The sequence below is a fragment of the Peribacillus sp. NPDC096448 genome (assembly GCF_044762675.1).
GTDB classification, from domain to species: Bacteria; Bacillota; Bacilli; order Bacillales; family DSM-1321; genus Peribacillus; species Peribacillus frigoritolerans_B.
In genome coordinates this window covers 33,667-56,558 of the sequence record NZ_JBIWEU010000020.1, presented here as the reverse complement: position 1 = coordinate 56,558, position 22,892 = coordinate 33,667, and the positions used below count along the sequence as shown (strand labels likewise).

The 22,892-nt window shown below is 39.7% G+C and carries 17 protein-coding genes and 1 pseudogene; 12 read left to right on the top strand and 6 right to left on the bottom strand.

Translation table 11 applies throughout. The features are described 5' to 3' along the window. Positions 1–171 precede the first annotated feature (171 nt). Positions 172–519, bottom strand: a complete 348-nt coding sequence (locus tag ACIQ0C_RS23430; RefSeq protein ID WP_403064416.1) for a hypothetical protein — start codon at positions 517–519, stop codon at positions 172–174. A 1,365-nt stretch (positions 520–1,884) separates the two neighbouring features. On the opposite strand from ACIQ0C_RS23430, the gene ACIQ0C_RS23425 reads away from it, so the two are divergent. Further along, positions 1,885–2,577 (top strand): coiled-coil domain-containing protein, encoded by a 693-nt coding sequence (locus tag ACIQ0C_RS23425; protein WP_403064413.1) that lies wholly within the window; start codon positions 1,885–1,887, stop codon positions 2,575–2,577. Positions 2,578–2,615: 38 nt separating this feature from the next. Continuing rightward, a complete protein-coding gene (locus tag ACIQ0C_RS23420; RefSeq protein ID WP_403064410.1) occupies positions 2,616–5,801 on the top strand; it encodes a biotin/lipoyl-containing protein in 3,186 nt (1,061 codons plus the stop codon). 138 nt (positions 5,802–5,939) lie between these two features. On the opposite strand, the gene ACIQ0C_RS23415 is transcribed toward ACIQ0C_RS23420, so the two are convergent. Genes ACIQ0C_RS23415 through ACIQ0C_RS23405 form a run of 3 tightly spaced genes read right to left on the bottom strand, consistent with a single transcriptional unit; the run spans position 5,940 to position 9,837 of the window. Then, on the bottom strand, positions 5,940–7,154 hold the full coding sequence (locus ACIQ0C_RS23415) for a Ger(x)C family spore germination protein (RefSeq protein ID WP_403064407.1): 1,215 nt from the start codon (positions 7,152–7,154) through the stop codon (positions 5,940–5,942). Then, positions 7,138–8,241: a spore germination protein gene (locus tag ACIQ0C_RS23410; protein ID WP_403064404.1), complete on the bottom strand. Its 1,104-nt coding sequence runs from the start codon at positions 8,239–8,241 to the stop codon at positions 7,138–7,140. Before ACIQ0C_RS23410 ends, ACIQ0C_RS23415 begins: the two co-directional genes overlap by 17 nt. A gap of 27 nt (positions 8,242–8,268) precedes the next feature. After that, positions 8,269–9,837 carry a spore germination protein gene (locus tag ACIQ0C_RS23405; RefSeq protein ID WP_403064401.1) on the bottom strand — a complete coding sequence of 523 codons (1,569 nt, stop codon included), beginning with the start codon at positions 9,835–9,837 and terminating at the stop codon, positions 8,269–8,271. Between the two features lie 620 nt (positions 9,838–10,457). Between ACIQ0C_RS23405 and pbp4b the strand changes: the two genes are divergently transcribed. Beyond that, positions 10,458–11,828 carry a penicillin binding protein PBP4B gene (gene pbp4b, locus ACIQ0C_RS23400; RefSeq protein WP_403064425.1) on the top strand — a complete coding sequence of 457 codons (1,371 nt, stop codon included), beginning with the start codon at positions 10,458–10,460 and terminating at the stop codon, positions 11,826–11,828. Between the two features lie 158 nt (positions 11,829–11,986). On the opposite strand, the pseudogene ACIQ0C_RS23395 reads toward pbp4b, so the two are convergent. Beyond that, positions 11,987–12,494: pseudogene (locus tag ACIQ0C_RS23395) on the bottom strand (ABC transporter transmembrane domain-containing protein); the annotation flags it as partial. A 35-nt stretch (positions 12,495–12,529) separates the two neighbouring features. After that, positions 12,530–12,733, bottom strand: coding sequence for a hypothetical protein (locus ACIQ0C_RS23390; RefSeq protein ID WP_403064398.1), 204 nt, complete (start codon positions 12,731–12,733; stop codon positions 12,530–12,532). Here ACIQ0C_RS23390 and ACIQ0C_RS23385 point away from each other — a divergent pair. The 9 genes from ACIQ0C_RS23385 (at position 12,716) to ACIQ0C_RS23345 (ending at position 22,880) form a co-directional block, all read left to right on the top strand. Then, the gene (locus tag ACIQ0C_RS23385) at positions 12,716–12,967 is read left to right on the top strand and encodes an iron chelate uptake ABC transporter family permease subunit (protein ID WP_403064395.1); all 252 of its coding nucleotides are present in this window, start codon (positions 12,716–12,718) and stop codon (positions 12,965–12,967) included. The genes ACIQ0C_RS23390 and ACIQ0C_RS23385 overlap by 18 nt on opposite strands. 232 nt (positions 12,968–13,199) lie before the next feature. After that, the gene (gene hutP, locus ACIQ0C_RS23380) at positions 13,200–13,649 is read left to right on the top strand and encodes a histidine utilization transcription antiterminator HutP (protein WP_207439498.1); all 450 of its coding nucleotides are present in this window, start codon (positions 13,200–13,202) and stop codon (positions 13,647–13,649) included. A gap of 114 nt (positions 13,650–13,763) precedes the next feature. Then, positions 13,764–15,281: a histidine ammonia-lyase gene (hutH, locus tag ACIQ0C_RS23375; RefSeq protein WP_402842928.1), complete on the top strand. Its 1,518-nt coding sequence runs from the start codon at positions 13,764–13,766 to the stop codon at positions 15,279–15,281. Between the two features lie 353 nt (positions 15,282–15,634). Beyond that, entirely contained in the window at positions 15,635–17,032 is a 1,398-nt protein-coding gene (locus ACIQ0C_RS23370; RefSeq protein WP_403064422.1) for an amino acid permease, read from the top strand. 984 nt (positions 17,033–18,016) lie between these two features. Next, entirely contained in the window at positions 18,017–19,222 is a 1,206-nt protein-coding gene (locus tag ACIQ0C_RS23365) for a quaternary amine ABC transporter ATP-binding protein (RefSeq protein ID WP_402842926.1), read from the top strand. Between the two features lie 4 nt (positions 19,223–19,226). After that, positions 19,227–20,954 carry a glycine betaine ABC transporter substrate-binding protein gene (locus ACIQ0C_RS23360; RefSeq protein WP_403064391.1) on the top strand — a complete coding sequence of 576 codons (1,728 nt, stop codon included), beginning with the start codon at positions 19,227–19,229 and terminating at the stop codon, positions 20,952–20,954. 917 nt (positions 20,955–21,871) lie between these two features. Next, positions 21,872–22,057, top strand: a complete 186-nt coding sequence (locus ACIQ0C_RS23355) for a hypothetical protein (RefSeq protein ID WP_403064388.1) — start codon at positions 21,872–21,874, stop codon at positions 22,055–22,057. A 28-nt stretch (positions 22,058–22,085) separates the two neighbouring features. Beyond that, on the top strand, positions 22,086–22,430 hold the full coding sequence (locus ACIQ0C_RS23350; RefSeq protein ID WP_403064385.1) for a thioredoxin family protein: 345 nt from the start codon (positions 22,086–22,088) through the stop codon (positions 22,428–22,430). 309 nt (positions 22,431–22,739) lie between these two features. Next, positions 22,740–22,880 (top strand): hypothetical protein, encoded by a 141-nt coding sequence (locus ACIQ0C_RS23345; RefSeq protein ID WP_403064382.1) that lies wholly within the window; start codon positions 22,740–22,742, stop codon positions 22,878–22,880. The last annotated feature ends 12 nt before the right edge of the window (positions 22,881–22,892 follow it).

The following is a 22,892-nucleotide window of genomic DNA, read 5'->3' as shown; positions in this document are numbered from 1 at the left end:
TCGTCAAGGGGTTAATGGGTTAGACTCTATTTTTGAGTTTAGATTTTCGTAGTAGATGGTGGCGGCGAGGAGCGCCGCCATAGGAGTTTCTTATGTAAATAAAGGGGCAGGGCGGTTAAAATTAAAAACAATAGAAATAATGCCTCTAATTAAAGAGGCAGAAAATTTTAGTTATGGCATTTTAATCGGTGTGTTTAATTGATCATAGTCCCTATATGATCGATAGCATACCATTTTTTTATTCTTATCATACCCATCCAATTGCAAAATTTTGGATGGGTTGGTTTCTAAATAATAATGATACCCTTCCGTTTCTAAACTATAGAAGGCATAGGAAATTCCAAGCATTTGTTTCTGGGTGACTTTTGTATCAGGGTGATGTTGTATAAAATCAGCCAGTTGCTGTACAGATGTTGATGGAATGTCTGCGATATTAAATATTGTTTCCTTAATATTAGTCTTTACTTTATTCAAAGTAGTTTTTGCTTTATGTTTGATTTTGTTGGAACGTCTTGTCATAAATATCACTCCTACTCTGATTATAGTTAAAAGATTTATTATGTTATTTCCAATCAGCAAACGGAGTAAACACAAATTTGAACTTGGGAGAACTTCTAGTAAAAGAAAAAAACTGGTGGTAATAATTGATAGGTGACAAATAATGTTTTTTGGAGAGGTTTAATACTCAGGTGAAGTGGTATGTAAATGGTATCGGTTTATATCAGTTTCCCCTGCTGCCTTAACTTTTTAGATGATTGAGGTTCTTTACGAAAGAGTATCGTTTCATGAATAATGTCGACAGGCAGCACATATTCTTCTTTTGATTATTGCTAATTATTTTTGGATGAAAAAGGAGTGATATATCATGAGGCAAATGTGTATTTACTGTTTTAAATGGGCTGACATAGATACGATGACACCAATTTTTGACCAAGGTCGAGAGTTCGTCAATTATTATTGTGAAGATTGCGTTACTGCTGTTATGGATAATTTGTTTAAGCTCCCATCCAAACATGTATGCGAACAATCAAGAATCCACTAGCATCATGCAATGCGATTTAAAAAAGTTAAGCGATTGCGCTGAAACAGCATAACTAGAGGCCATCTCAACCGAGAAGGGCTTTTTTTGTTCGGATTTGTCATCTTCTTAATATAATCGCATTTTAAAATTAATCTAGTCGACCCTTGTGGAACTTTGGTACATAGTCCTTTTTTCTTCTTTTTTATTTAAAGATGAATGGAGGGCATTAAATCTCCCTGTTATAGGGAGATCACCCTAACATGTGAAAGATTTAAATTGAAGGCCTCCCGCAGTTTACTGATGGGAGGCCTTTTCTTATCAAGTAATCCGGAGGTTTAACCCTAGTTATTTCAACCCACTTAAACAATATGAACATACCGAATATTATTAAGTGGTACTCATGAGGTAGTATATCGGATTGAGGAAAAGTATGAATTTGGATTAGCTATGAACAATAAAAACAGTTACGAAACTAAGCATTTAAGGGGAAGATTAACCTGTTAAAGGAATTCAATGTTTGTTATACTCTTGACGCTGATGTTAAGTGGGAGAAAATAAAAAAGGGATTGAGCAGTAAAAAAGAGGATGTTTTACAAGAAGTCTTAAAAAGGATGGAGCACTGTGAGTATTTTATTGTAAAAAGTGATAGTAAGAATCATATTATCAATACATCATTAATACGTTATATACGTATTTTTGAAAATAAGTAATCTCATTGCTGCTTTCTTGGAATATAAGTTATGGTTGTATTCTCCTAACAGTCTATCTGGGAGGGGATTTTTCTATGGCAAAAAAGGGGTAAACCTTTTCATTCATATACAGAGCGAGTCAGGTTGATTGACACTTTTGAAAGGAGTGTAAAGATGAATAAAGAATTGGATGATGGTTTTATTGAGGCATTAATGGTTTCCCTTCAAGACGAAAGAGTCATTGAAAAGATAAAAGCTATAGCAGAAGCTGGTCCGTATAGTCAATTGGGGGAACAAAAGGAACTGCTGAAGGAAAAAGAAAAAGAAATAGCAAAACTCCAACAAGAGATTGAGTCGAAGAAAGAAGAAATTAGTGAGTACCAAATAAAGATTACCCATCTAAATGAGAAAATGGAATCCTATTATAATGAATTGCAAAAGAGAAGAGCAGACTATCGGGAAGCAGAAGAACTTTACGAAGCTGTTCAACAATTATCCGAAACCACGAAAAGTTCCTTAAAAGGAATCTTCAAGGGCGGTTCAGTGCAGGAATTCATTGTCTGTGGTGTACAATATGAAAACATTTCATCACTGTGGGATTTTATTAAAAACGAGATTATGGAAGGACGGGAGCAGGAAAGAGAGATTTTGCTCGCCCTTTTTCTGTATTTCTTTCAAGAATACAGTAAAACATACGATACCCCTTTATATAAAATCCAGGAAGTGAAAATGAATGAGGTCTTCAGAGAAGACTTGTACATAAGGACCATCAATAGCAAAATATCCGGGAACATTACGGACATCCTGCTGCCAGGATATATAAGCATTAATGGTAAAACCATTAAAAAATCCGTTGTGAGAATCTAGCAGGCGGAATAGAGAATGATATAAAAGGAGAAATAACAATGACATCGATTATTATCCCAGAGATTGAAGAGGGCATTGAAAAAATCCTTCTTGTACAATGGTATAAGCAGCCAGGCGATTATATTACGGTGGGCGAAAGCTTGGCCAAATTCAGCTGTGAGGGCATCGAATTTGACCTTTTTTCAGAGAAAGAAGGCACCCTTAAAGAATTGAATGTAGCGGAGGACACTATAGTCAAGATTGGTGATCTGATATGTTATTTGGATTCTGGTGAAGATCTTTCAGAAGAATTATTAAAAGAAGTTGAAAAACAAGAAACGATAGAAGATAAAGAGCCGTTTGAGAACGTAACAAGTTTAGCTGAAAAAAATAACATAGACAGTTCCATTTACTTAATGAATAAGAGCGAAGAGCAGGTTCCATTTTCACCTGATTCCCAAACCGTTCCGGTCTCTGCCATTTCAATGACTTATGAAGAAGTGAGATCGTTAATCAGCCATTTATATCAGCGTGCCGAAGAAACCCTTTTTAAGGATGAAGCGAGCTTCTTTCAAGACATTAAAAAGATGCTCCGTTCCAGATGGGTTTACATGAATGACGGGAATGTTATATATGATCACAATATTGCGGCTTTATTCCCTTATAAAAAATACTATGAATTAATGGATGAAGATTTTGACTACAAAAAGCATCTGGACGTTTCCGGTTTTATAGGTGATGCCATGACGCGTGAAGAAACTGCCAAAAGTTTCAATACACCCGATCACCCTGTATATAAGAAAATAATAGCTCTGGATGATTACTCCGCAAGTAAAAATCCTTCCATTTCAAGGATATTTGCCAATCAAACGGCGAACTCTTCTAAATCAATAGCGTTTAAATCAAACGGGTACGACATCCAAAGCTTCGATGTAGTAAATCAAAAAACGAATTTGCTGGGAAAAGGATTTTTCGTTCCTGTTTTCCGTTTGAATGGGGAAAATGCTTTTGAAATCAATGACCGAATGGCTCTCCATCTCTGGCTGGAAAACCGGTTAGTACCAAGTGGATTAAGCGCAGAAAGCCAGAAGGAGTATGATTATTTACTGGAATTGTATCAATTAAAGGGCTTAGATCATGAAAGTTTTCTTAAAGAATTGCCATCGATCGCTATCGATTCCAAAACGTTTTATGAGAAGCTTTTAAACTCTGAAAAAGTAAGAGCTGATATTGATACATATGATGAAAAGATGTTAACAGATCCAAACCGGGGACATTGGGATTTATGGCCTGTCCTCTCTGATGAAAAACCTTTAACGATAAAACTGAACGAAGAAATAATGGCCAGAAACCCTAAAATGGATATTAGGGAGGACGGCATAGTTGGCATTGATTTTGGAACGAAAAGTACAGTTGTCGTTCATCAAGAAGAAAGTGATTTTACCCTTCCCATGCGTATTGGGGTTGGCTACCTTAACACGGAAGTACAAGACTGGCATTATGAAAATCCAACCGTGATTGAATTTATTGACTTAGAACATTTCCTGGAGCTTTATCAAGGAAAAGAAGGAAGACCGGATACAAGGTGGCAGGATGTGACGGTTTCCCACAATGCTCTTAACAACTTGATGAATGGGAAGAGTGACCATTATTATTCCATATTGAATAATCTAAAGCAGTGGGCTGGAGAAAAGAATAACGAACTCCGATTAAAAGACAAGAGGGGATATGCGGTTGTACTGCGTTCCTTTTTGGACTTAACCGATCAGGAAATCAACCCAATCGAGTTATACGCCTACTACCTTGGTTTGTATATCAATAACCAGAACAATGGAATTTACCTCGATTACACCTTATCTTTCCCGGTGACGTATGAAAAAGAGGTAAGGGAAAAAATTCTAAAGTGTTTTGAGCGTGGGTTAAAAAAGACGCTGCCTATGCCGATTCAGCAGGATGAAGAATTAATGAAAAAGTTTCGTGTCACCGCTGGGGCGAGTGAACCTGCTGCCTATGCCGTTTGTGCGTTACAGGAATACGGGTTTGAACCGGAAGAGGATGAAAAAACATACTATGGTGTGTTTGATTTTGGTGGAGGAACGACAGATTTTGACTTTGGGATTTGGCGTGAAGCGGGCTTGAAAGAAGGCAGATATGATTATGTCATTGAGCATTTTGCAGCGGGCGGGGACCGTTATTTAGGTGGAGAGAACATGCTGGAGCTTTTGGCGTTCCAAGTGTTTAAAAACAACCAAAGAACAATGCGTGAGCTAAACATTCCTTTTACCCTCCCGGCAGAATGTGTGAAATTTCCCGGAAGTGAAACACTGATTAATGAGTCACAAGAATCCTATTTAAATACGAAACAATTGGTGGAAAAATTAAGGCCGCTTTGGGAAAGGCATGAACGGTATGAAGAACAGTTTGGAAAAGGCATGATCCGGGCAGACTTGTTTAACAAAGCCGGCCACGCAAAACTCAATGTGGAACTTTTGATCGATCAAGATGAAATGGAACATCTGATTGAGGAGAGAATCGACAAAGGCATTAAAAATTTCTTTGAGTCTTTACGGCGCGCTTTTGCCCGGTCAGAACACAGCAAAATTAATAAAGTGAATATACTGCTTGCGGGTAATTCAAGTAAATCCCCGGTCGTTATGAATCTATTTAATAAATGGATTGAAAGGGAAGCACAGAACACTCAGAACTGGGGAGAAGTGTCTAGTGATCTTTTTGAGATTCTCCCGCCACTCGGGACAGCGGGCGCTTATATAAAGCAAGAAGAGAGAAACAGAGTGGTTAACCGAGATATATTAACTGCTCCCACAGGAAAAACAGGCGTTGCCTTCGGACTTGTACAAAGCAGGAAAGGCGGAAGTATAAAAGTTATTGACCGCGATATGGTGAATGGTGAATCAAAGTTCAAGTATTTTCTTGGCATAGGGAGAAAAGGGAAATTAAAAACAATGATTGACCAAGAAGAAGAGTATAACAAGTGGCATCTTTTCATTGATGCGTCAGAAGAGGATTTTGAAATTTATTACACAAGCCTGCCGGAAGCTAGTACCAACCAGCTTGATATTAAACAGGCACAGAGGAAAAAGCTTCGAATTGGGCATGTGGATGATTCAGCTTTTGTTTATATTCGAACCATAAGCCCAACTGTTATCGAATATGTTGTTGCAGACGAAGGCTCGATTTTAAATGGGGGTTATTTATCTGAAATTAATAAAGTGGAATTAAGCTGATCTTTCGATGTGAAAATTCACGAAAAGGCCTCCCGTAGTAAACTATGGGAGGCCTTTTCGCGCTCATCGCATTTAACCGTTTAATAGCTTCCCGTGGCACTTTATATGTCCTGGGGCTCTATGTGTATATCAGGAGGTTCACTTCTTTGATCCTCCTGATGTTCCATAATCATTAATAGTTATTTTTACATCGTAGTTGACCGGAGTTTCACTAAATGTTTGGTCCCAATCCTTTTTGACCTTATTCCATACTTTGGGGTGCTCAATTCTCAATCGATTTCCGAAGCCGGCGACGTCCACTTGGTATTCTTTTTGCATTTTTTCCAATACATTCCCCACCAGGCGTTTCACTTCTTTTTCAGAAGATTTTTCTGCTTTTTTGAGAAATTCATTTTTAAAAGTATCTCCTGGAACTACCCAGTTTTCAGACAGTCTTCCCACTGATTCTATGTTTACATCAAAAGAGATGCTGTCTCCTTTAACTCGTGGTATTATAGTGCTTTTCATGGATTCTATTTCATACACGATCAGTTGGCCGGTTTCTTTATCAAAGCTTTTCACCACACCGCCTTTTCCCTTGCCTGTTATCCAAGTTACACCCTCCAGTTCCTCTTCATTCAAAGTACCAGCCATTTTGTGTGTCTTTCCTTTGATTACGGCAGCTCCGGCAAATTTGACTTCCCCTTTCACTGATAGTACATTTTGCAAAAGAAAACTTGATTCTGAATGGATCTTGCTCTCTATTTTAATAAGTGGCATAGGAGGCAAAATCCTCGTTGTTCGATAGGCATTTTCTACAATGCCAACAAGTCGAAACGCTGGAATCTCTCCTGCAGTCTTTGTTTCCAGTGTTTTGCTTGCTCTTCCTTTACTGATGAGCACAAGACAGCTTGGTCTAAAATCATTATCCCGAAAATTAAGATCAAGTAATTTTTCCAAATCATGTGATTTTGCAAGCTTATCACTGATAACAATCACTTTCATATGGTGAGCAGTTAAAGGTTGTTCGCTTCTCAATGGTAATTCACGAGTCATCTGAAGGATAGAATCTCCCGTTTCAGAAACATTCAGATAAGATTTTTGTTGTGGCCCGGCTTGTTTCGTTGTTGAACTTGCTACTTGTGGAGTGATAAGTTGATAGGTTGAAGTAATCAGGTCTTTTTTCAAATATCCCTCCCCTTGTTCATTTAACTCTTTCTCAACGAAGGACTTCTTGCCTTTATCAAATGCCATACCTATACCTAAACTTTGCTCTTCAATTTCATGACTGCTCCAGCATCCTGTAAGGGATAAGAACAAAAGAACGGAGAGGGAAACGAAGAGAGGCCGTATATTTTTATGTGTTTGTTTCATATTTTCCTCCCTTTACTCTTGAGATAATAAGCAGGAGAAGCGGGAGTAAACCAAATAAAAACAGTGCAATATTGCCGACGAAATCTCCTAGTTTAAAGAGGTCATTGATATTTTTTGGAATCATGGCAATGATGTAAAGAATCGGAAGCAAGCCAAACATGAATGGGTGAATGCTCTTTTTCGAAAGTTGTGCCAGCCCTAAAGCAGCTGCATAGTAGGTGATTGAAAACGTGGCAAATATTTGCATGATCCAAACTACGAGCAATAAAGATTCAAACCGTTCAAAGATCAACCCGGCGACCTCAAAACTTCGGATAAGATCAAGGGTCGGCCATGTTCTCGTGACCACTCCATCAATAGATAATGCCCCGATAACCATTACGACCGTTATCACGTAAAAAATCAATGGAATGGAAACTCCAACAAGAACGGCTTTTACTGCTTTTTTTGGCGAATTCATAAACGGAATAAGCACTAACATGATTTCAGACCCTGTAAAAGCGAGAGCCGTTGTTTTTACTCCTTTAAGTACAGGGATAACTCCTTCTCCTAATACCGGACGCAGATTATCGATCTCAAATATTTTAAAGCTCATAAAGGCAACAACCAAAAAAAGGATAACTGTCAAAGGTAATATAATTTCAAAAAGACGGGCAATCGGGTTAATGCCGCCGATGATCAGATAGAGGCCCACCCACATAAACATTATAATAATTGCCCAGTTAGGCGTACCTTCAAGAAGTAAATACCTTATTACTTCCGCCATTGCACGGAGCTGAAATCCGGAAGTTGTAAGAAAATAACAGATTACAAATAAACTCAGTAACCCACCAAGCCATTTTCCTACAATTTCATTGATGTATTGATAGAAGGTTTTTTCGGGAAACCGTTGGCTTAATTTGACCATGATCACCCCCGCGATTATCGCGATAACTCCGCCTAAAATAACGCTTATCCATGCATCTGGTGTATGTACCTTTTCCGTAGATGATCTGGGTAGGGTGAGTAATCCTGTACCAAGTATGAAGTTGATGACAATGACAGCTGCTTGAGGAGTTGTAATTCTGTCTTTCGGACTGAGAATCATTCTTTTAACCACCCTTTCACCGATAGGTTATCCTTTACGCATGGGGTTTTTTGTATGCATCATCTTTGGACGGCGTTTCATCATCATAAGCGGCATGCGAACCATCAGGTCTTTCCATTCACTAAAGCGATAAGGAACGGCTGGACTCAAATAGGGTACACCAAAGCTTTTTAATTTAACTAAATGGCTGGTCATTAAAAGGAAAAAGAGAATGACCCCGTATAATCCAAATGTGGCAGCACAAATCATAGCTGGAAAACGCAGAATCCGTAATGTAATCCCAATACTATAGTGCGGAATGGAAAATGATGAAATGGCGGTTAAGGCTACTACAATGACCAAAACAGGGCTAACAATCCCTGCCTGTACAGCAGCTTCCCCAATGATTAAACCGCCGACGATACCCATTGCGGGACCGATTGGCTTAGGCAATCTCAGTCCTGCTTCCCGCAAAATTTCGATGGCTATTTCCATGAATAATGCTTCGATAAGTGCCGGAAACGGAACCCCGGACCTGGTTCCTATAATGGAGATGGCCAGTTTGGTCGGAATCAACCCTGAATGAAATGAGATGAAAGCTATATACAAAGACGGTGTAAAGAGAGCCAGAATAGCTGCGAGGTAACGAAGCATACGTATGAATGTGCCAGGAATCCACCTTTCATAATAATCTTCTGGCGATTGTAGCATCATGCTTAATGTAACTGGAACGATCAAAGCGAATGGCGTCCCGTCTAATAAGATGGCCACTCGGCCTTCCATCAACGCAGCGATCACGCGATCAGGGCGCTCTGTATTCTGTACCTGTGGAAAAGGACTAAGGTAATTATCTTCGATAAGTTGCTCTACATAACCCGATTCCGGCACACTATCAATATCAATTCTCTTAATTCGATTTTCCACCTCTTGAACTAATTCGGGATCAACAATATCTTTTATGTATGCGACTACCAAGTCTTTTTTCGAACGCTTTCCTACTTGGAATTTTACTAACGATAAATTCTCATTTTCACCGCTACCTCTTAAAAAAGAGGTATTGTCACTCAATGATTCAGTGAAACCGACCCGTGGACCTCTGACTAATGCCTCTGATACCGGCTCTTCAACCGTCCTTGTTTTAAGTTTTGTAGTTCCAAGGATCAGCGCATCCAATGATCCATCAATTAAAAGGGCGGTAGAACCTGTGAGCACTTTAGATGCTAACTCTTTAATGGAACGAACAGCTTCAATTTCACTAATGGATAACACTTCATTTTTTATAAATTCTTTTGAAATGCTTCCTTTGAGGTAGGGAAGGTCCTGTTTATATTCTGCTGAAAAATCAACCATCAATGATGGCATAATATGTTTATCAATAAGATCTTTATCCGATAGTCCATCCACAAAAATGATAATTGAACGTATACCGGTACGCCCTAGATTAAATTCCCGAAAATGAACATCCCAATTATGTCCAATTTCTTGCCTAACCATTTCTAGATTTAAATTAAAATTATCTGTAAACTGATACGTTGTATCTTGGGAGGTATTTGCTTGTTGTTTGTCTTTATCGGTACCTTTTCCTTTTTTACCGATCTTTGATATCCACTCTTTCATTTTCATCACTCATCCTTTGAGTTGCGAAGCCGATTAAACAATTTGGAGATTAAATACGGAATAACAAACACAATGAAAGCTTGTATAAAAACCTGCCATTCTGGAAGGTAGGAAACAATCGTTTTCCACATTTTCATCACCCTATACTTGTCTCAGTTAGCAGCCAAAATTCCTTTATTTCTCATATAGTATTAATATCTTCTGTGTTTCTTATGCAATGAAGTTAAAAGCCATTTATAGTTCACGTTAGCTTTGTGGGAAAATTGATTTTGAATATAGTAGAGGAGAGAAAGAGGAGAATCGTGAACGTTGCTTTTACTGGGCGATGAAATGATAGAAAGATTATTGGGATGACTTAACCTCAATATTTGAAATATAAAAAATAAATATCAAATTGAAATGATGTTAGAAATGATATATACTGAAAAATTGAGAATTATTGGTAAATATTATCTTTTAATCCGCGTTCATCAAAATAATGTTAAAATATCCCAATGGTAATTCCGGAACGGAAAAGGATACTCCATTAGCGCTTTTAGTGATTCCTGGTGAAGAAAGAACCGAACTTTCGGTAAAGTTGTTCTTTATTTTCTAAAGTGATTTCAAAGGGGTGGAAAATGATGAATATATGGACAAGCTGCACACTGAGTTCAATTCTGGCACTTTCCTTATTAGCACCATCCGTGTCTTTTGCTAATGAAAATCAAAATCATGAAGCCGCTGTGAGTAAGGAAACTTCCAGCCAGTATCCAATATTAAAGAAAGTAAATAAACCGGAAGAAGCGGGCTTTTCGTCTGAAAGGCTGGAAAAAGTGGATCAGCTTATTGAAATGGAAGTGGCTGCCGGTTTCCCCGGTGCTGCCCTGATTGTCATAAAGGACGGAAAGATCGTTAAAAATGAAAGCTACGGGTACAAACAGAAGTATAATGAACATACACCTCTTAAGAAGTTCCGTAAAATGGAAAATGACACGTTATTTGACCTTGCTTCAAACACGAAGATGTATGCAACCAATTTTGCCATTCAGAAATTAGTCAGCGAAGGCAAGCTGAATATCCAGGCAAGAGTCCAGCAATACATTCCTGAATTCAAAGACACGGAGGAGGATGTGATCAAAGGAAAGGACAATCTGAGAATTATTGATGTTCTTCACCATACAGCAGGTTTTAGACCCGATCCGCAATACCATAATCCAAAGGTTTCGAAAGAACTTTATTCCCAGGAGCGGGATAAAACCATCGAGTTCATTTCCAAAACACCGCTCACATATGTACCTGGAACACAGAATGTCTACAGTGATGTCGATTATATGCTGCTTGGTGCCATTGTTGAAGAAATAACGGGTCAGCAGCTTGATGTCTATGTTGAAAACGAATTGTACAAGCCGCTTGGGTTGAAAAATACTAAGTTCAATCCTCTTAGAAAGGGCTTTAAGCCAAAGGATTTTGCCGCAACTGAATTGCTTGGCAACACGCGGGATGGCGTGATAGATTTCCCTAACATTCGCACATATACACTTCAAGGGGAAGTGCATGATGAAAAAGCCTTTTATTCGATGGGGGGCGTTTCAGGGCATGCGGGCCTTTTCTCCAATACGGAAGATATGGCTGTCCTTCTGCAGGTGATGCTGAATGGCGGGGGATACGGTAAACATACGTTGTTTGATCAAGAAACAATCGATGAATTCGTCGCATCTTCCGAGATGAATCCTACATATGGACTTGGGTGGAGACGAAATGGCGATGCTAGCATGGAGTGGATGTTCAGTCCTTATGCAAGCGATAGTGCCTACGGTCATACTGGATGGACCGGGACGGTCACGATCATTGATCCGGAAATTGGTTTAGGGATTGTTTTACTTACAAATAAAAAGCACTCTCCGCTCGTCAATCCTGTAGCCAATTCCAATCAGTTTTTTGGCGACCTCTTCAAAACAGGAAGCTATGGAAGTGTTGTAACTGCGATTTATGAAGCATTGGAAAACGAATGAATAAATGTATATCTCCATAAAGTTTAAGGCCTCCCATTAATGTCGGGAGACCTTTCTTCTTGTTATCAGAATGGCTGGAAGCTTTATTCTAAACAGTTTGGGCAAGGATCAGATTTTTTATATGCTCCGTCTTGATGGAGCAAATGATCATGGGCACCTTGTTCGGTAAAGGATTGGACAACGCGGATGCCGCTAATATTATTTTCGATACGGGCATTAATTCGCGATATCACCAAACATCCTTTTGAAAGCCCTTGTCATTTTACGGCTGAAATAAACGGATAAGACTATCAAAAAGGGAACAACCGTAAATACGATAATGGCGAATTGCCAATTAATTTGGAACATGACGAAGAAAGCGCCCAAAATGGTCATGAACGCTATGAATAAATCCTCTGGGCCATGGTGTGCGATTTCCCCGATGTCCATTAAATCATTCGTTATCCTGGATACTAAATGCCCTGTTTTATTATTGTCAAAAAATTTAAAGGATTGCTTTTGCAGCTTGGAGAAAAGATTTTCCCTATGGTCCGTTTCGATGTTTATACCAAGTTTATGTCCGTAATAATAAACGATGAAGTTTAATAAAGTACTCAATAAGTAGATGGCAAGAAGCGCTACGCATGCTATTACATGATTCAAAATAGTGTCCCATTGGGGAAACAGGCAGAAGTCATCACTGCCTGTGATAGCCTTGGTTATTATTTCACTAAAATTTTTAAAACATTATCAATGATTTGTTCATTAGCGATTGCCCCGGTGTATAACCAGCTTTCATCAGCAGAAAACTCATGAACATTTCCGGGTTTCAAAGCTGGTGTACTTTTCCATAAAGACTCATTCAATGCTTTAGAGCCAGTGGATTCATCACTATTGATCAAGAAAAGGTGTTCGGTATTCATCATGCCTTTCACTGCTTTAGTGGGTTCATTCCTTGCCGTTTAATTTATGCACTATCTTGGAAAAAAGGGCAGGTGACGCCTGCTAGACTATTATTGGTAGGCATAGGAATTAATGCAGCTTTCGGTGCAGGTCTGGTCATCTTCCAGATGAAAATGGAACCGAACAATTTCATGAAGGCATTAATCTGGTTATCAGGGACGATCTGGGGGACGAATCGTGAAAAACATTTTATATAAAGTTACAGAAAAAAACCATTTTCCGGGACGCTAATGAGGATGGGCTTTTTTGCATGAATGGTTGATTGATAAATGTTGATGATGGCTGTAAGGGTAAAAAGCAACTTTGGGGAGTGATGAATCATCCCCTAAAAGAACTATTTTAAAAAATATATTGACCGAATAGCTTGTATCCGCTTACAATGATATTTAGTTATTAGTGTATTTAGAAAATTGTAAAAGAGGTACCTGCATGACAAAGGAATTCGACAGAAGAATCGGGCGCCATGCAATCATGTACGCGTTTGCGGACGAAGAGGAAGAAGTCATATTGACGAATGACCTTAAGCGGATGGATTGGCTTTATGGAAAAGGTAAAGTCGGTTCAATGGAGCTGCAGAAAATAGTTGCGGCCATTGAGACATCGGCGAAAAGACTTGGATTGGTCAATCCCGATATGTATCGTGAAATGCATGCGCTGTATCATGCGATCATCGAAGCACTCCAAGGAGTGACACGCGGCCAAGTCGAGCTTGGCGGTCTTTTGAGGACTGCGGGCCTTCGGTTTGCAATCGTTCGGGGCAGGCCGTTTAAAAACGGGGACGAAGGTGAATGGATTGCTGTCGCCGTGTATGGAACGATTGGGGCACCGGTTCGGGGATTTGAACATGAAGCCGTTGGCTTGGGAATTAACCACATTTAAATAATTAAAAGCCTATAGTTATTTAGTGAAATAGGGGGCTGTATTGAAAGACTGGATAAGTCTGTCAATATGGCCTCCTTTTGTTTGTTTAAAAAAAGAATAGGGGTGCAGGAAATGATTATGTTAACGGGCCAAACTTTAACGATTGAAGAAGCGAAAAAAGTATTGTATGGAGAGGCATTTGTCTCTGCTTCCGCCGAGAGTGTTAAGAAAGTGGAAAAAAGCCGGGAAGCGGTTGAAAATATCGTGAAACAAAAGAAAGTCGTCTATGGCATCACAACAGGTTTTGGAAAGTTCAGCGATGTTTTGATTGATGCAGAGGACGCAGAGCAGCTACAGTGGAATTTGATCCATTCCCATGCGTGCGGAGTCGGGGAACCATTTCCAGAGGTGGTTTCGAGAGCTATGGTCCTTCTCCGTGCCAATGCGCTATTAAAAGGGTTTTCCGGCGTCCGTCCTGTCGTCATTGAACGTTTGATCGATCTTTTGAATGCTCATATCCACCCGGTCATCCCTCAGCAAGGTTCTCTTGGGGCAAGTGGGGACTTGGCGCCGCTTTCGCATTTGGCGCTAGTATTGATGGGAGAAGGGGAAGTGTTTTATAAAGGAGAGCGAATGGAGGCCATCGTAGCCTTATCGAAAGAAGGCATTCTTCCAGTGACGCTTAAAGCAAAAGAAGGCCTTGCATTAATTAACGGAACACAGGCCATGACGGGGATGGGCCTCGTAAATTACATTGAAGCCGAACAGCTGGCCCATCAAACTGAAGCGATTGCTTCACTGACTTTAGAGGGATTACGCGGCATTGAAGATGCCTTTGATCCGGATGTTCATCTCGCACGCGGTTACCGCCAGCAAACAGAGGTCGCGGAACGGATTAGCCGCATGATCAGCGGCAGCCAGCTCATCACCAAGCAAGGAGAACTGCGGGTTCAGGATGCTTATTCCCTCCGCTGCATCCCGCAAGTGCATGGGGCATCATGGCAAACGCTTGATTATGTAAAAGAAAAATTGGAAATTGAAATGAATGCTGCGACGGATAATCCGCTTATTTTTGACGATGGGGAAAAGGTTATTTCAGGGGGGAACTTCCATGGCCAGCCGATAGCATTTGCGATGGACTTCATGAAAATCGCTGTTGCCGAGCTTGCAAATATTTCAGAGCGCCGGATTGAGCGACTCGTCAATCCTCAGCTAAATGATTTACCGCCATTCTTAAGTCCGTCACCTGGCTTACAGTCGGGAGCGATGATCATGCAATATTGTGCAGCTTCACTCGTCTCTGAGAATAAAACGCTTGCACATCCTGCAAGTGTTGATTCCATTCCATCTTCAGCGAACCAGGAAGATCATGTAAGCATGGGAACGATTGGATCCCGGCACGCACATCAAATCATTCAAAACGTTCGCCGCGTTTTGGCGATTGAGCTCATTTGTGCCTTACAAGCGGTGGAATACCGTGGAATAGAAAAGATGGCTCCGTTTACAAAAGAGTTTTATACGGAAGCAAGAAAGCTCATTCCAAGCATTACACAAGATCGTATCTTTTCAAAGGATATTGAAGCGACGGCAAGCTGGTTACAGCAAATCGATTGGAATTCATTTATTCATAGGAGTTTACCTACAACATAATATGAAGCTCGGAATATCCGAATCTTAAAAAACGGTGTTTCCTTTTTCAATAAACGTTAGGCTTATAGCCCTTTGACTTGGGCTTTTAAGCCTAACATCGTTATGTAAATGCTACATAGATCCCTGAAATCCAAAAAGGTCTCAGCATTAGAGAAAATGACCTTGAAATAGTAATAAATGCAGGAAATGACTATTGATGGAATGATCGACTTTACCTATTCGTGCTAGATTAAAAATGCATTTTTGGAGGGGAATCTAATTTGGAAAATCGGCAATTGCAACCACCTGTCATAAATGAACAAAACCAGCCGTCAAATACTTTACAAAGAAAGCTAAAAGCGCGCCACCTTACGATGATTTCGCTGGGCGGTGCAATTGGAACAGGGCTGTTTCTCGGAAGCGGTCCAGCCATTCACTCTGCAGGGCCTGGCGGTGCTTTGGTCGCTTACACCGTAATTGGTATAATGGTTTATTTTATTATGACAAGCCTTGGAGAACTGGCATCGTTTATGCCGGTCAGCGGCGCTTTCAGTACCTATGCTACGCGTTTCATCGATCCGGCATTAGGGTTTGCGCTTGGTTGGAACTATTGGTTCACTTGGGCGATGACTCTTGCCGCAGAACTGTCTGCCGCAACGATGGTAATGAAGTTTTGGTTTCCTGACAGCTCGTCTTTTTTATGGAGTTCTTTGTTTTTAGTTTTGATATTCTTATTGAATTACGTATCTGTTAAAGGGTATGGCGAAGGGGAATATTGGTTTTCCCTCATCAAAGTGGCGACCATCATCATTTTTATCGTTGTCGGAATATTGATGATATTCGGGATCATGAACGGAGAGGCGATTGGTTTTAAAAATTTCACAGTTGGTGACGCTCCGTTTGCCGGTGGTTTTTTGGCAACTTTGGGTATTTTCATTGCTGCTGGATTTTCTTTTCAAGGTACAGAAATAGTCGGTGTGGCAGCCGGTGAAAGTGAAGACCCTGCAAAAAATGTACCTCGTGCAGTTCGCAGCATTTTTTGGAGAATCTTCCTCTTTTACATCCTGGCCATACTTGTTATCGGATTGATCGTTCCTTATACGAATGGCAGTCTGCAGGGACACACAATCATGGTTAGCCCGTTTACGATGGTGTTTGAAAAAGTGGGACTGGCATTCGCTGCTTCCGTGATGAATGCAATCATTTTGACAGCTGTATTATCCGCTGGTAATTCGAGTCTTTACGTGACAAGCAGAATGTTGTACTCAATGGCAAAAGAAGGACTGGCACCACGTATTTTTGGGAAGCTTAACAAACGCGGTGTTCCCATTTGGGGACTGGTCGTCACTTCACTTGTAGGGATGCTGGCATTTTTTGCTTCCATTTTCGGTGATGGAGTTATTTATATTTGGCTTATGAATGCGGTTGGAGTCACTGGATTTATATTTTGGCTCGGTATAGCGGCAAGCCATTACCGGTTTAGAAAAGCTTATATTGCCCAAGGCCATTCACTGGACGATCTTCCCTATAAGTCAAAATGGTTTCCTTTCGGTCCGATATTTTCCTTTGCTCTTTGTTTTTTCGTTTTATTGGCGCAAAACTATCAAGCCTTTATTGGCGATCATATTAACTGGGCCAGTGTGTTCGCTGCCTATCTTGGCATCCCATTCTTTCTGGTAATGTGGCTTGGTTATAAGTTCATTAAGAAAACAAAAGTAATTCCGCTAGAGGAATGCCAAATTGATTTTGATGAACATAGGAATGCTAATTAGTATGTATCGATAATATGCATTAACCTTGAAATGAAATTGTTGTTTCAAGGTTTTTTTTCTGTTTATATGACACATTTCCATGTATGTCTGCATAAAAAAATGTGTGAAATCCCAATCTTGCCATGTCATTTTTAAGCAGGAAATTACATTTTCCACTTTTTGGATGAATTTAGATTTTAAAAAAACTGAAAAAAAATTGTGGCGGATGATGGACGTTTATGATTATAGGAAGTCGAAGTGTTGGTATATCAAGGTTTTTAGAGCCTTCCGTAACCTTTAGAATCGATGGCGTAAATGGGCTTTTTAGGCAAGAATTCCGTCCCACATCATTTGAACTTATATTCATTCTTTGTTAAGGTAATTAAGTACTTTAGGGATACAGGTTCATTCCTTGTGCTGGGACTGAACAAAACTCTAAAAAAAACCATTATATTTCAGTTGGTATATGCTGTGCCTGTTAGTTTCCTCAGTTGTATTGCACCTCTTTTCCCTGCAAAGCTCAAATTAGACATATTGGGAATCCCATAATCATATTTCTATGCGTTTTGGTGTTATACTGCACTGCAAGTATCATTCCACCTGGTAAAGGAAATGAAGTACTTTAGAGGGTAGTCGTAAGTCCATCATCCGGACAAAACTCTAAGTGGAAATCGTTTATATTACAGTTGGTATATGTTGTGCCTGCTAGTTTCCTCAGTTGTGATTGCACCTCTTTTTTCCTACGTGAAATGCTCAATTTATCACACAAAATATAATCCAAGTAAAGAATTTTTTCTTGGGAATAATAAATATAGATTATTTTTCTACGCACGTATGCCCTGTGCCGCTTAATAAGTGTCACTTCCGCTTTTTTGAAGAAAAAGTAATGGGTAGAATTTCGGTTATTTCAAGATACTTGTGCATTAATAATCATCACTCGCATAAAACGGGGGAATTCAGCAAAACTGAATATCATATGGGCAACTATTAGAATGAGGTGACTTGATGAAGCCGAATGTAGAAGTCAGAAATGTCTCGAAAATTTTTGGCAAATCTCCAAAAGCAGCAACAGACTTATTGAAGCAAGGCAAAACGAAAAAAGAGATCTTGAAAGAAACGGGACAAACGGTCGGAGTGAATAATGTTAATTTCGAGATTTATCCCGGTGAGATTTTTGTCATCATGGGCCTATCCGGAAGCGGGAAATCTACTTTGATCCGCATGTTCAATCGTTTGATCGATCCCACTTTGGGTGAAATCTTAATTGATGATGAAGATATCGTGAAGATGAACGCTGCCCGGTTAAGGGAAGTCAGACAAAAGAAAATAAGCATGGTATTTCAGAACTTCGCTTTATTTCCGCATAAAACGATATTGGAAAACGCTGAATTCGGGCTCGAAATTAAAAAAATGGATCCAGCAAAACGTCATGAAAATGCGATGAAGGCTCTTGAGGCCGTTGGATTGAAAGGCTACGAAAATCAGCTGCCATCACAGCTTAGCGGTGGTATGCAGCAAAGGGTTGGGTTAGCCCGGGCACTCGCAAGTGATACGGATATCCTACTGATGGATGAAGCCTTCAGTGCCCTCGATCCATTAATTCGTAAGGATATGCAGGATGAACTGATTCAAATCCAAGATCAGTACAAAAAAACGATCATTTTCATTACCCATGATCTTGATGAAGCATTAAGAATCGGGGATAGAATTGCCCTTATGAAAGATGGAAGTGTCATTCAATTGGGAACCCCTGAACAAATCATGATGAATCCAGCCAATGAGTTTGTCGAGAAGTTTGTGGAAGATGTTGATCTATCAAAAGTATTGACAGCGTCTCATGTGATGATACGCCCAGAGAAGATCGCTGTGGACAGAGGTCCGAGGGTTGCCCTCGAAATCATGCGCAAACAAGGGTATTCCAGCATTTTTGTTGTGGATAGAAAGCAGAAGTTATTGGGGGCCGTGACTGCTGAACAGGCTCGTCAGGCAATGAGCAATAACCAATCGATTTCTGAGGTGATGTCAACAGATATCCCAACTGTAAAAGAGGATGAATTACTTGGAAACCTCATGGATGTGATGGCGACTTCAAGCTTGCCAATTTCAGTCATCGATGATCAGAACAGAATTAAAGGAATTCTTCTTCGCGGTGCCGTCATCGGTGCTTTGGCCGGAAATAAAGATTCCTTGAATGAAATGGAGAGTGAATAATTCAATGAATATGCCGAAAATCCCACTAGGAGCTTGGGTCGATTCTTTAGTGGATTGGATAACTATTGTATTTGCTGGATTATTTACATTTATAACGAATGTGATCGAGGGTCTATTGAATATCTTGGTCGATGTAATGAGTGCAGGACCTTCGCTTGTGTTAATTATCGTCCTGACCCTCCTGGTTACCTATACAAGCAAATGGCCATTAGGAATTTTTGCATTCATTAGCTTACTATTGATTGATAATCTGGGTTATTGGGAATCAAGCATCCAAACACTGGCGATCGTTATTTTGTCAGGAGTCTTAACGATCGTGATCGGGATACCGATCGGAATATGGTGTGCCCAAAATAAAACCGTACGCAATATCGTTACCCCAATCTTGGACTTCATGCAAACAATGCCTGCATTCGTTTATTTGATTCCTTCGATCTTATTCTTTGGAATAGGGGTAGTGCCTGGAATCATTGCGTCGTTCATTTTCGCAATCGCACCGACAATCCGTATGACCAATCTTGGGATTCAGGAAGTGCCTAATGATCTGATCGAAGCATCGGATGCTTTTGGTTCAACCAGCAGCCAAAAGTTATTCAAGGTACAAATACCATTGGCTACTCCAACGATTATGGCAGGAGTTAACCAAAGCATCATGCTGGCACTATCCATGGTTGTTACAGCCTCATTGGTTGGAGCACCCGGACTTGGGGCGGATGTCTACAGGGCAGTCAGCCAAATTAATGTGGGGCAAGGATTTGAAGCAGGATTATCCATTGTAATCATTGCAATCATACTCGATCGTATCACGCAAAATCTTCGTAAACCAGCTTACGAACATATTGTTAGCAGGAAAATCATTTTTACGATTTTGGCCTTACTAGTTGTGGGTACTGCGCTATTCGGTACTTTTACAAAAGAAAAAGCCATGAATGGGGATGAAAACAGTCTTGCTGCAAAAACCAATTATGAAATCATCGGAATTGAACCTGGCGCAGGATTGATGAAGCTTACTAAAGCGGCTATAGATGATTATAAGCTGGATGATTGGAAGTTGGTTGAAGGGTCATCGGCTGCGATGGTTGCAGAATTGAAAAAAGCAATCGATAAAAAAGAACCGATCATCGTTACTGGATGGTCACCGCATTGGATGTTCTCGAAATATGACTTGAAATATCTTGAAGATCCTAATGAGTCATTCGGCGGAGCTGAAAACATCAATTCGATTGCCAGAAAAGGACTTGAACAGGATGCACCTGGTGCCTATAAAATTCTTGATCAATTCAACTGGGAAACAAAAGATATGGAAGACGTAATGGTCGAAATTTCCGATGGAATGTCTCCTAAAGAAGCTTCGGAAAAATGGATAAAGGAAAATCAGGACAAAGTATCCAAGTGGACCCAAGGTGCACAATCAGGAAATGGTGAAAAAATCAAACTGGTTTATGTTGCTTGGGACACTGAAATTGCCAGCACGAATGTGATTGGCAAGGTCCTGGAGCAGAATGGCTATGATGTAACATTAAGTCAGGTTGAAGTCGGACCAATGTTTGCCGGCGTTGCAAACGGAAGTGCGGACGCAATGGTGGCTGCATGGCTCCCGGGAACACATCTTGAATACTATAATAAGTATAAAGATGATATGGTTAACCTTGGACCAAACTTAAAAGGAACAAAGAATGGTCTGGTCGTACCGGATTACGTCGAAATTGATTCGATTGAAGACTTGAAATAAGAAAACGAGGAAACTTTGTATTATCCCCTACAGGTAGACTGAGGAAAAAGAGAGCATGATAAAATGTTCTTAACAGTTTACCTAGGAGGGGATTTTTCTATGGCAAAAAAAGGGCAAAGAATTAATGCGAGAAGTCAATCGTTTGAAGTTGGATGGGTTAGTCATATTGTCAGCTTCGATAGCGATTTGGTTTAACAAGTGATACGCAAAAAGCAGGTGCCCAATAAAGCTTTTTGAGATAAACGTGGTGTTTGGAAGCGTAAGAAGTGTCACTGGAAAATAACAAAAATGAAGTGAAGGTCGGTAATAAATCTTCCGTCAGAAGTTAGCCACAAATTCTGTTCATGTAAGACCTATGGGTATCCAGATCTCTTTTGAGCCTGGCTTAGGACTGAACTTTGAAGGACGACAGTATACATCCAGTTTTAAATTCTATAATAACAGTAACGTTAAATCGCCTAAATAAATTAAGGGCGATTTTTTTCTTTCATCAGAAGCAACACATTAACATTGTTTATGTATCCTATTTCAGTTAACCGAAGTGAAAATAAAAATTCTTGTTAACCGATATGTTAAAAAACCATTTTATACAAGTTGATTTTATTACAGGTGCAAAAATAGTTCCTATTCCTAAGAAGGCATCAAGCTTGATGAGAAAGTCTTTTTAAGAGGAATGGTGGCAAAATTGAGAATTTATTAAGTGTGGAGTGTGCAAAACAAGCGGTTTTACAGGAGAAATTAGTTGGCATAGTTTTTGCTTATATATAAGAGTAAATCAAGAAAGGAGGGAGAGCTGAATAGCCAACTATTCAGCTCTGTTGGTAAGAGTCTCAGGAGAGAATGAACGACTATTCAAGTACTCCTCTCCATTGTTTCAGGAACTAATGTCGGATTCGTACTAGGTTTACTCGGCGGATGTGGATCAATTTACGGATGATATGGAATATATCATCGTGAATCCTGGTACAAACAAATATTCCAGGTGTATTTACTGCGGGGATGTTCAAGATCATAAATACGGCCAAGCAATTACTGCTGAAGGAAGTGGTTGTATGGCTGCTCTGGATTGCGAAAGATATCTTGATTCAAGAGCGATCAAGTAATGGACAAAATATAGGGAGGATCTTAATTATGAAAGAGATCAAAACTAAGCAAGAGTTTGACGAGGCGGTTTTATCAACAAAACCAGTTGTTGCCAAATTTTATGTTGAATGGTGCCCAGACTGTCAGAATACCAATTTATTCATGCCAATCGTAGAAGAAGTGTATAAAGAAAAAATAGATATGATCGCAGTAAATCGAGACCATTTTCCGGAACTATTTGAGAAGCTAGATGTGTTTGGAATCCCAAGCTTTATTGCTTTTCAAGAAGGGAAGGAACTTAATCGCTTTGTAAGTAAAATCGGAAAAAGCCAGGAAGAGGTTGAACAGTTTCTTAATCAAATCGTAGAAGAAAGTGGAAAATTAAAAAGATAATCATTTACTAGTACTTAATTGGGAGGGCGCCATTTCGGTGCCGCTTCCATACAAATCCAATACTACTGAAACTCAATTAGAACTGCTCTACTTTGTAACGTTAATCAGAGACCCGCATTAATCTGAAGCCAATAAATATTTTGTAGTTATTCACTATTTATTGGCAATATATTTAAAATCACTGATTTTTATCAGCTTATTTTTTGCATAGGAACTATATAGCGTTTAGGGCTAGAAGTGAGGAATATATAATTTTTAATATAACTTTTTTGCTTTAGGGGATTATGCCCGCTTTTGTTGGAGGGGGGAGTGGTCGGCGGAACAGTGGGAACTTGGCTGGAAGTGCTCTTAAGCAAACAGCAGCGTACGCTCCATTATGTATTTTCCGTTGTTGTTATGTTGGTCTCCATTTACATGCTAGTCATTAATGCTGAAGTGTTAGATTGGTGAGATACTTTATAA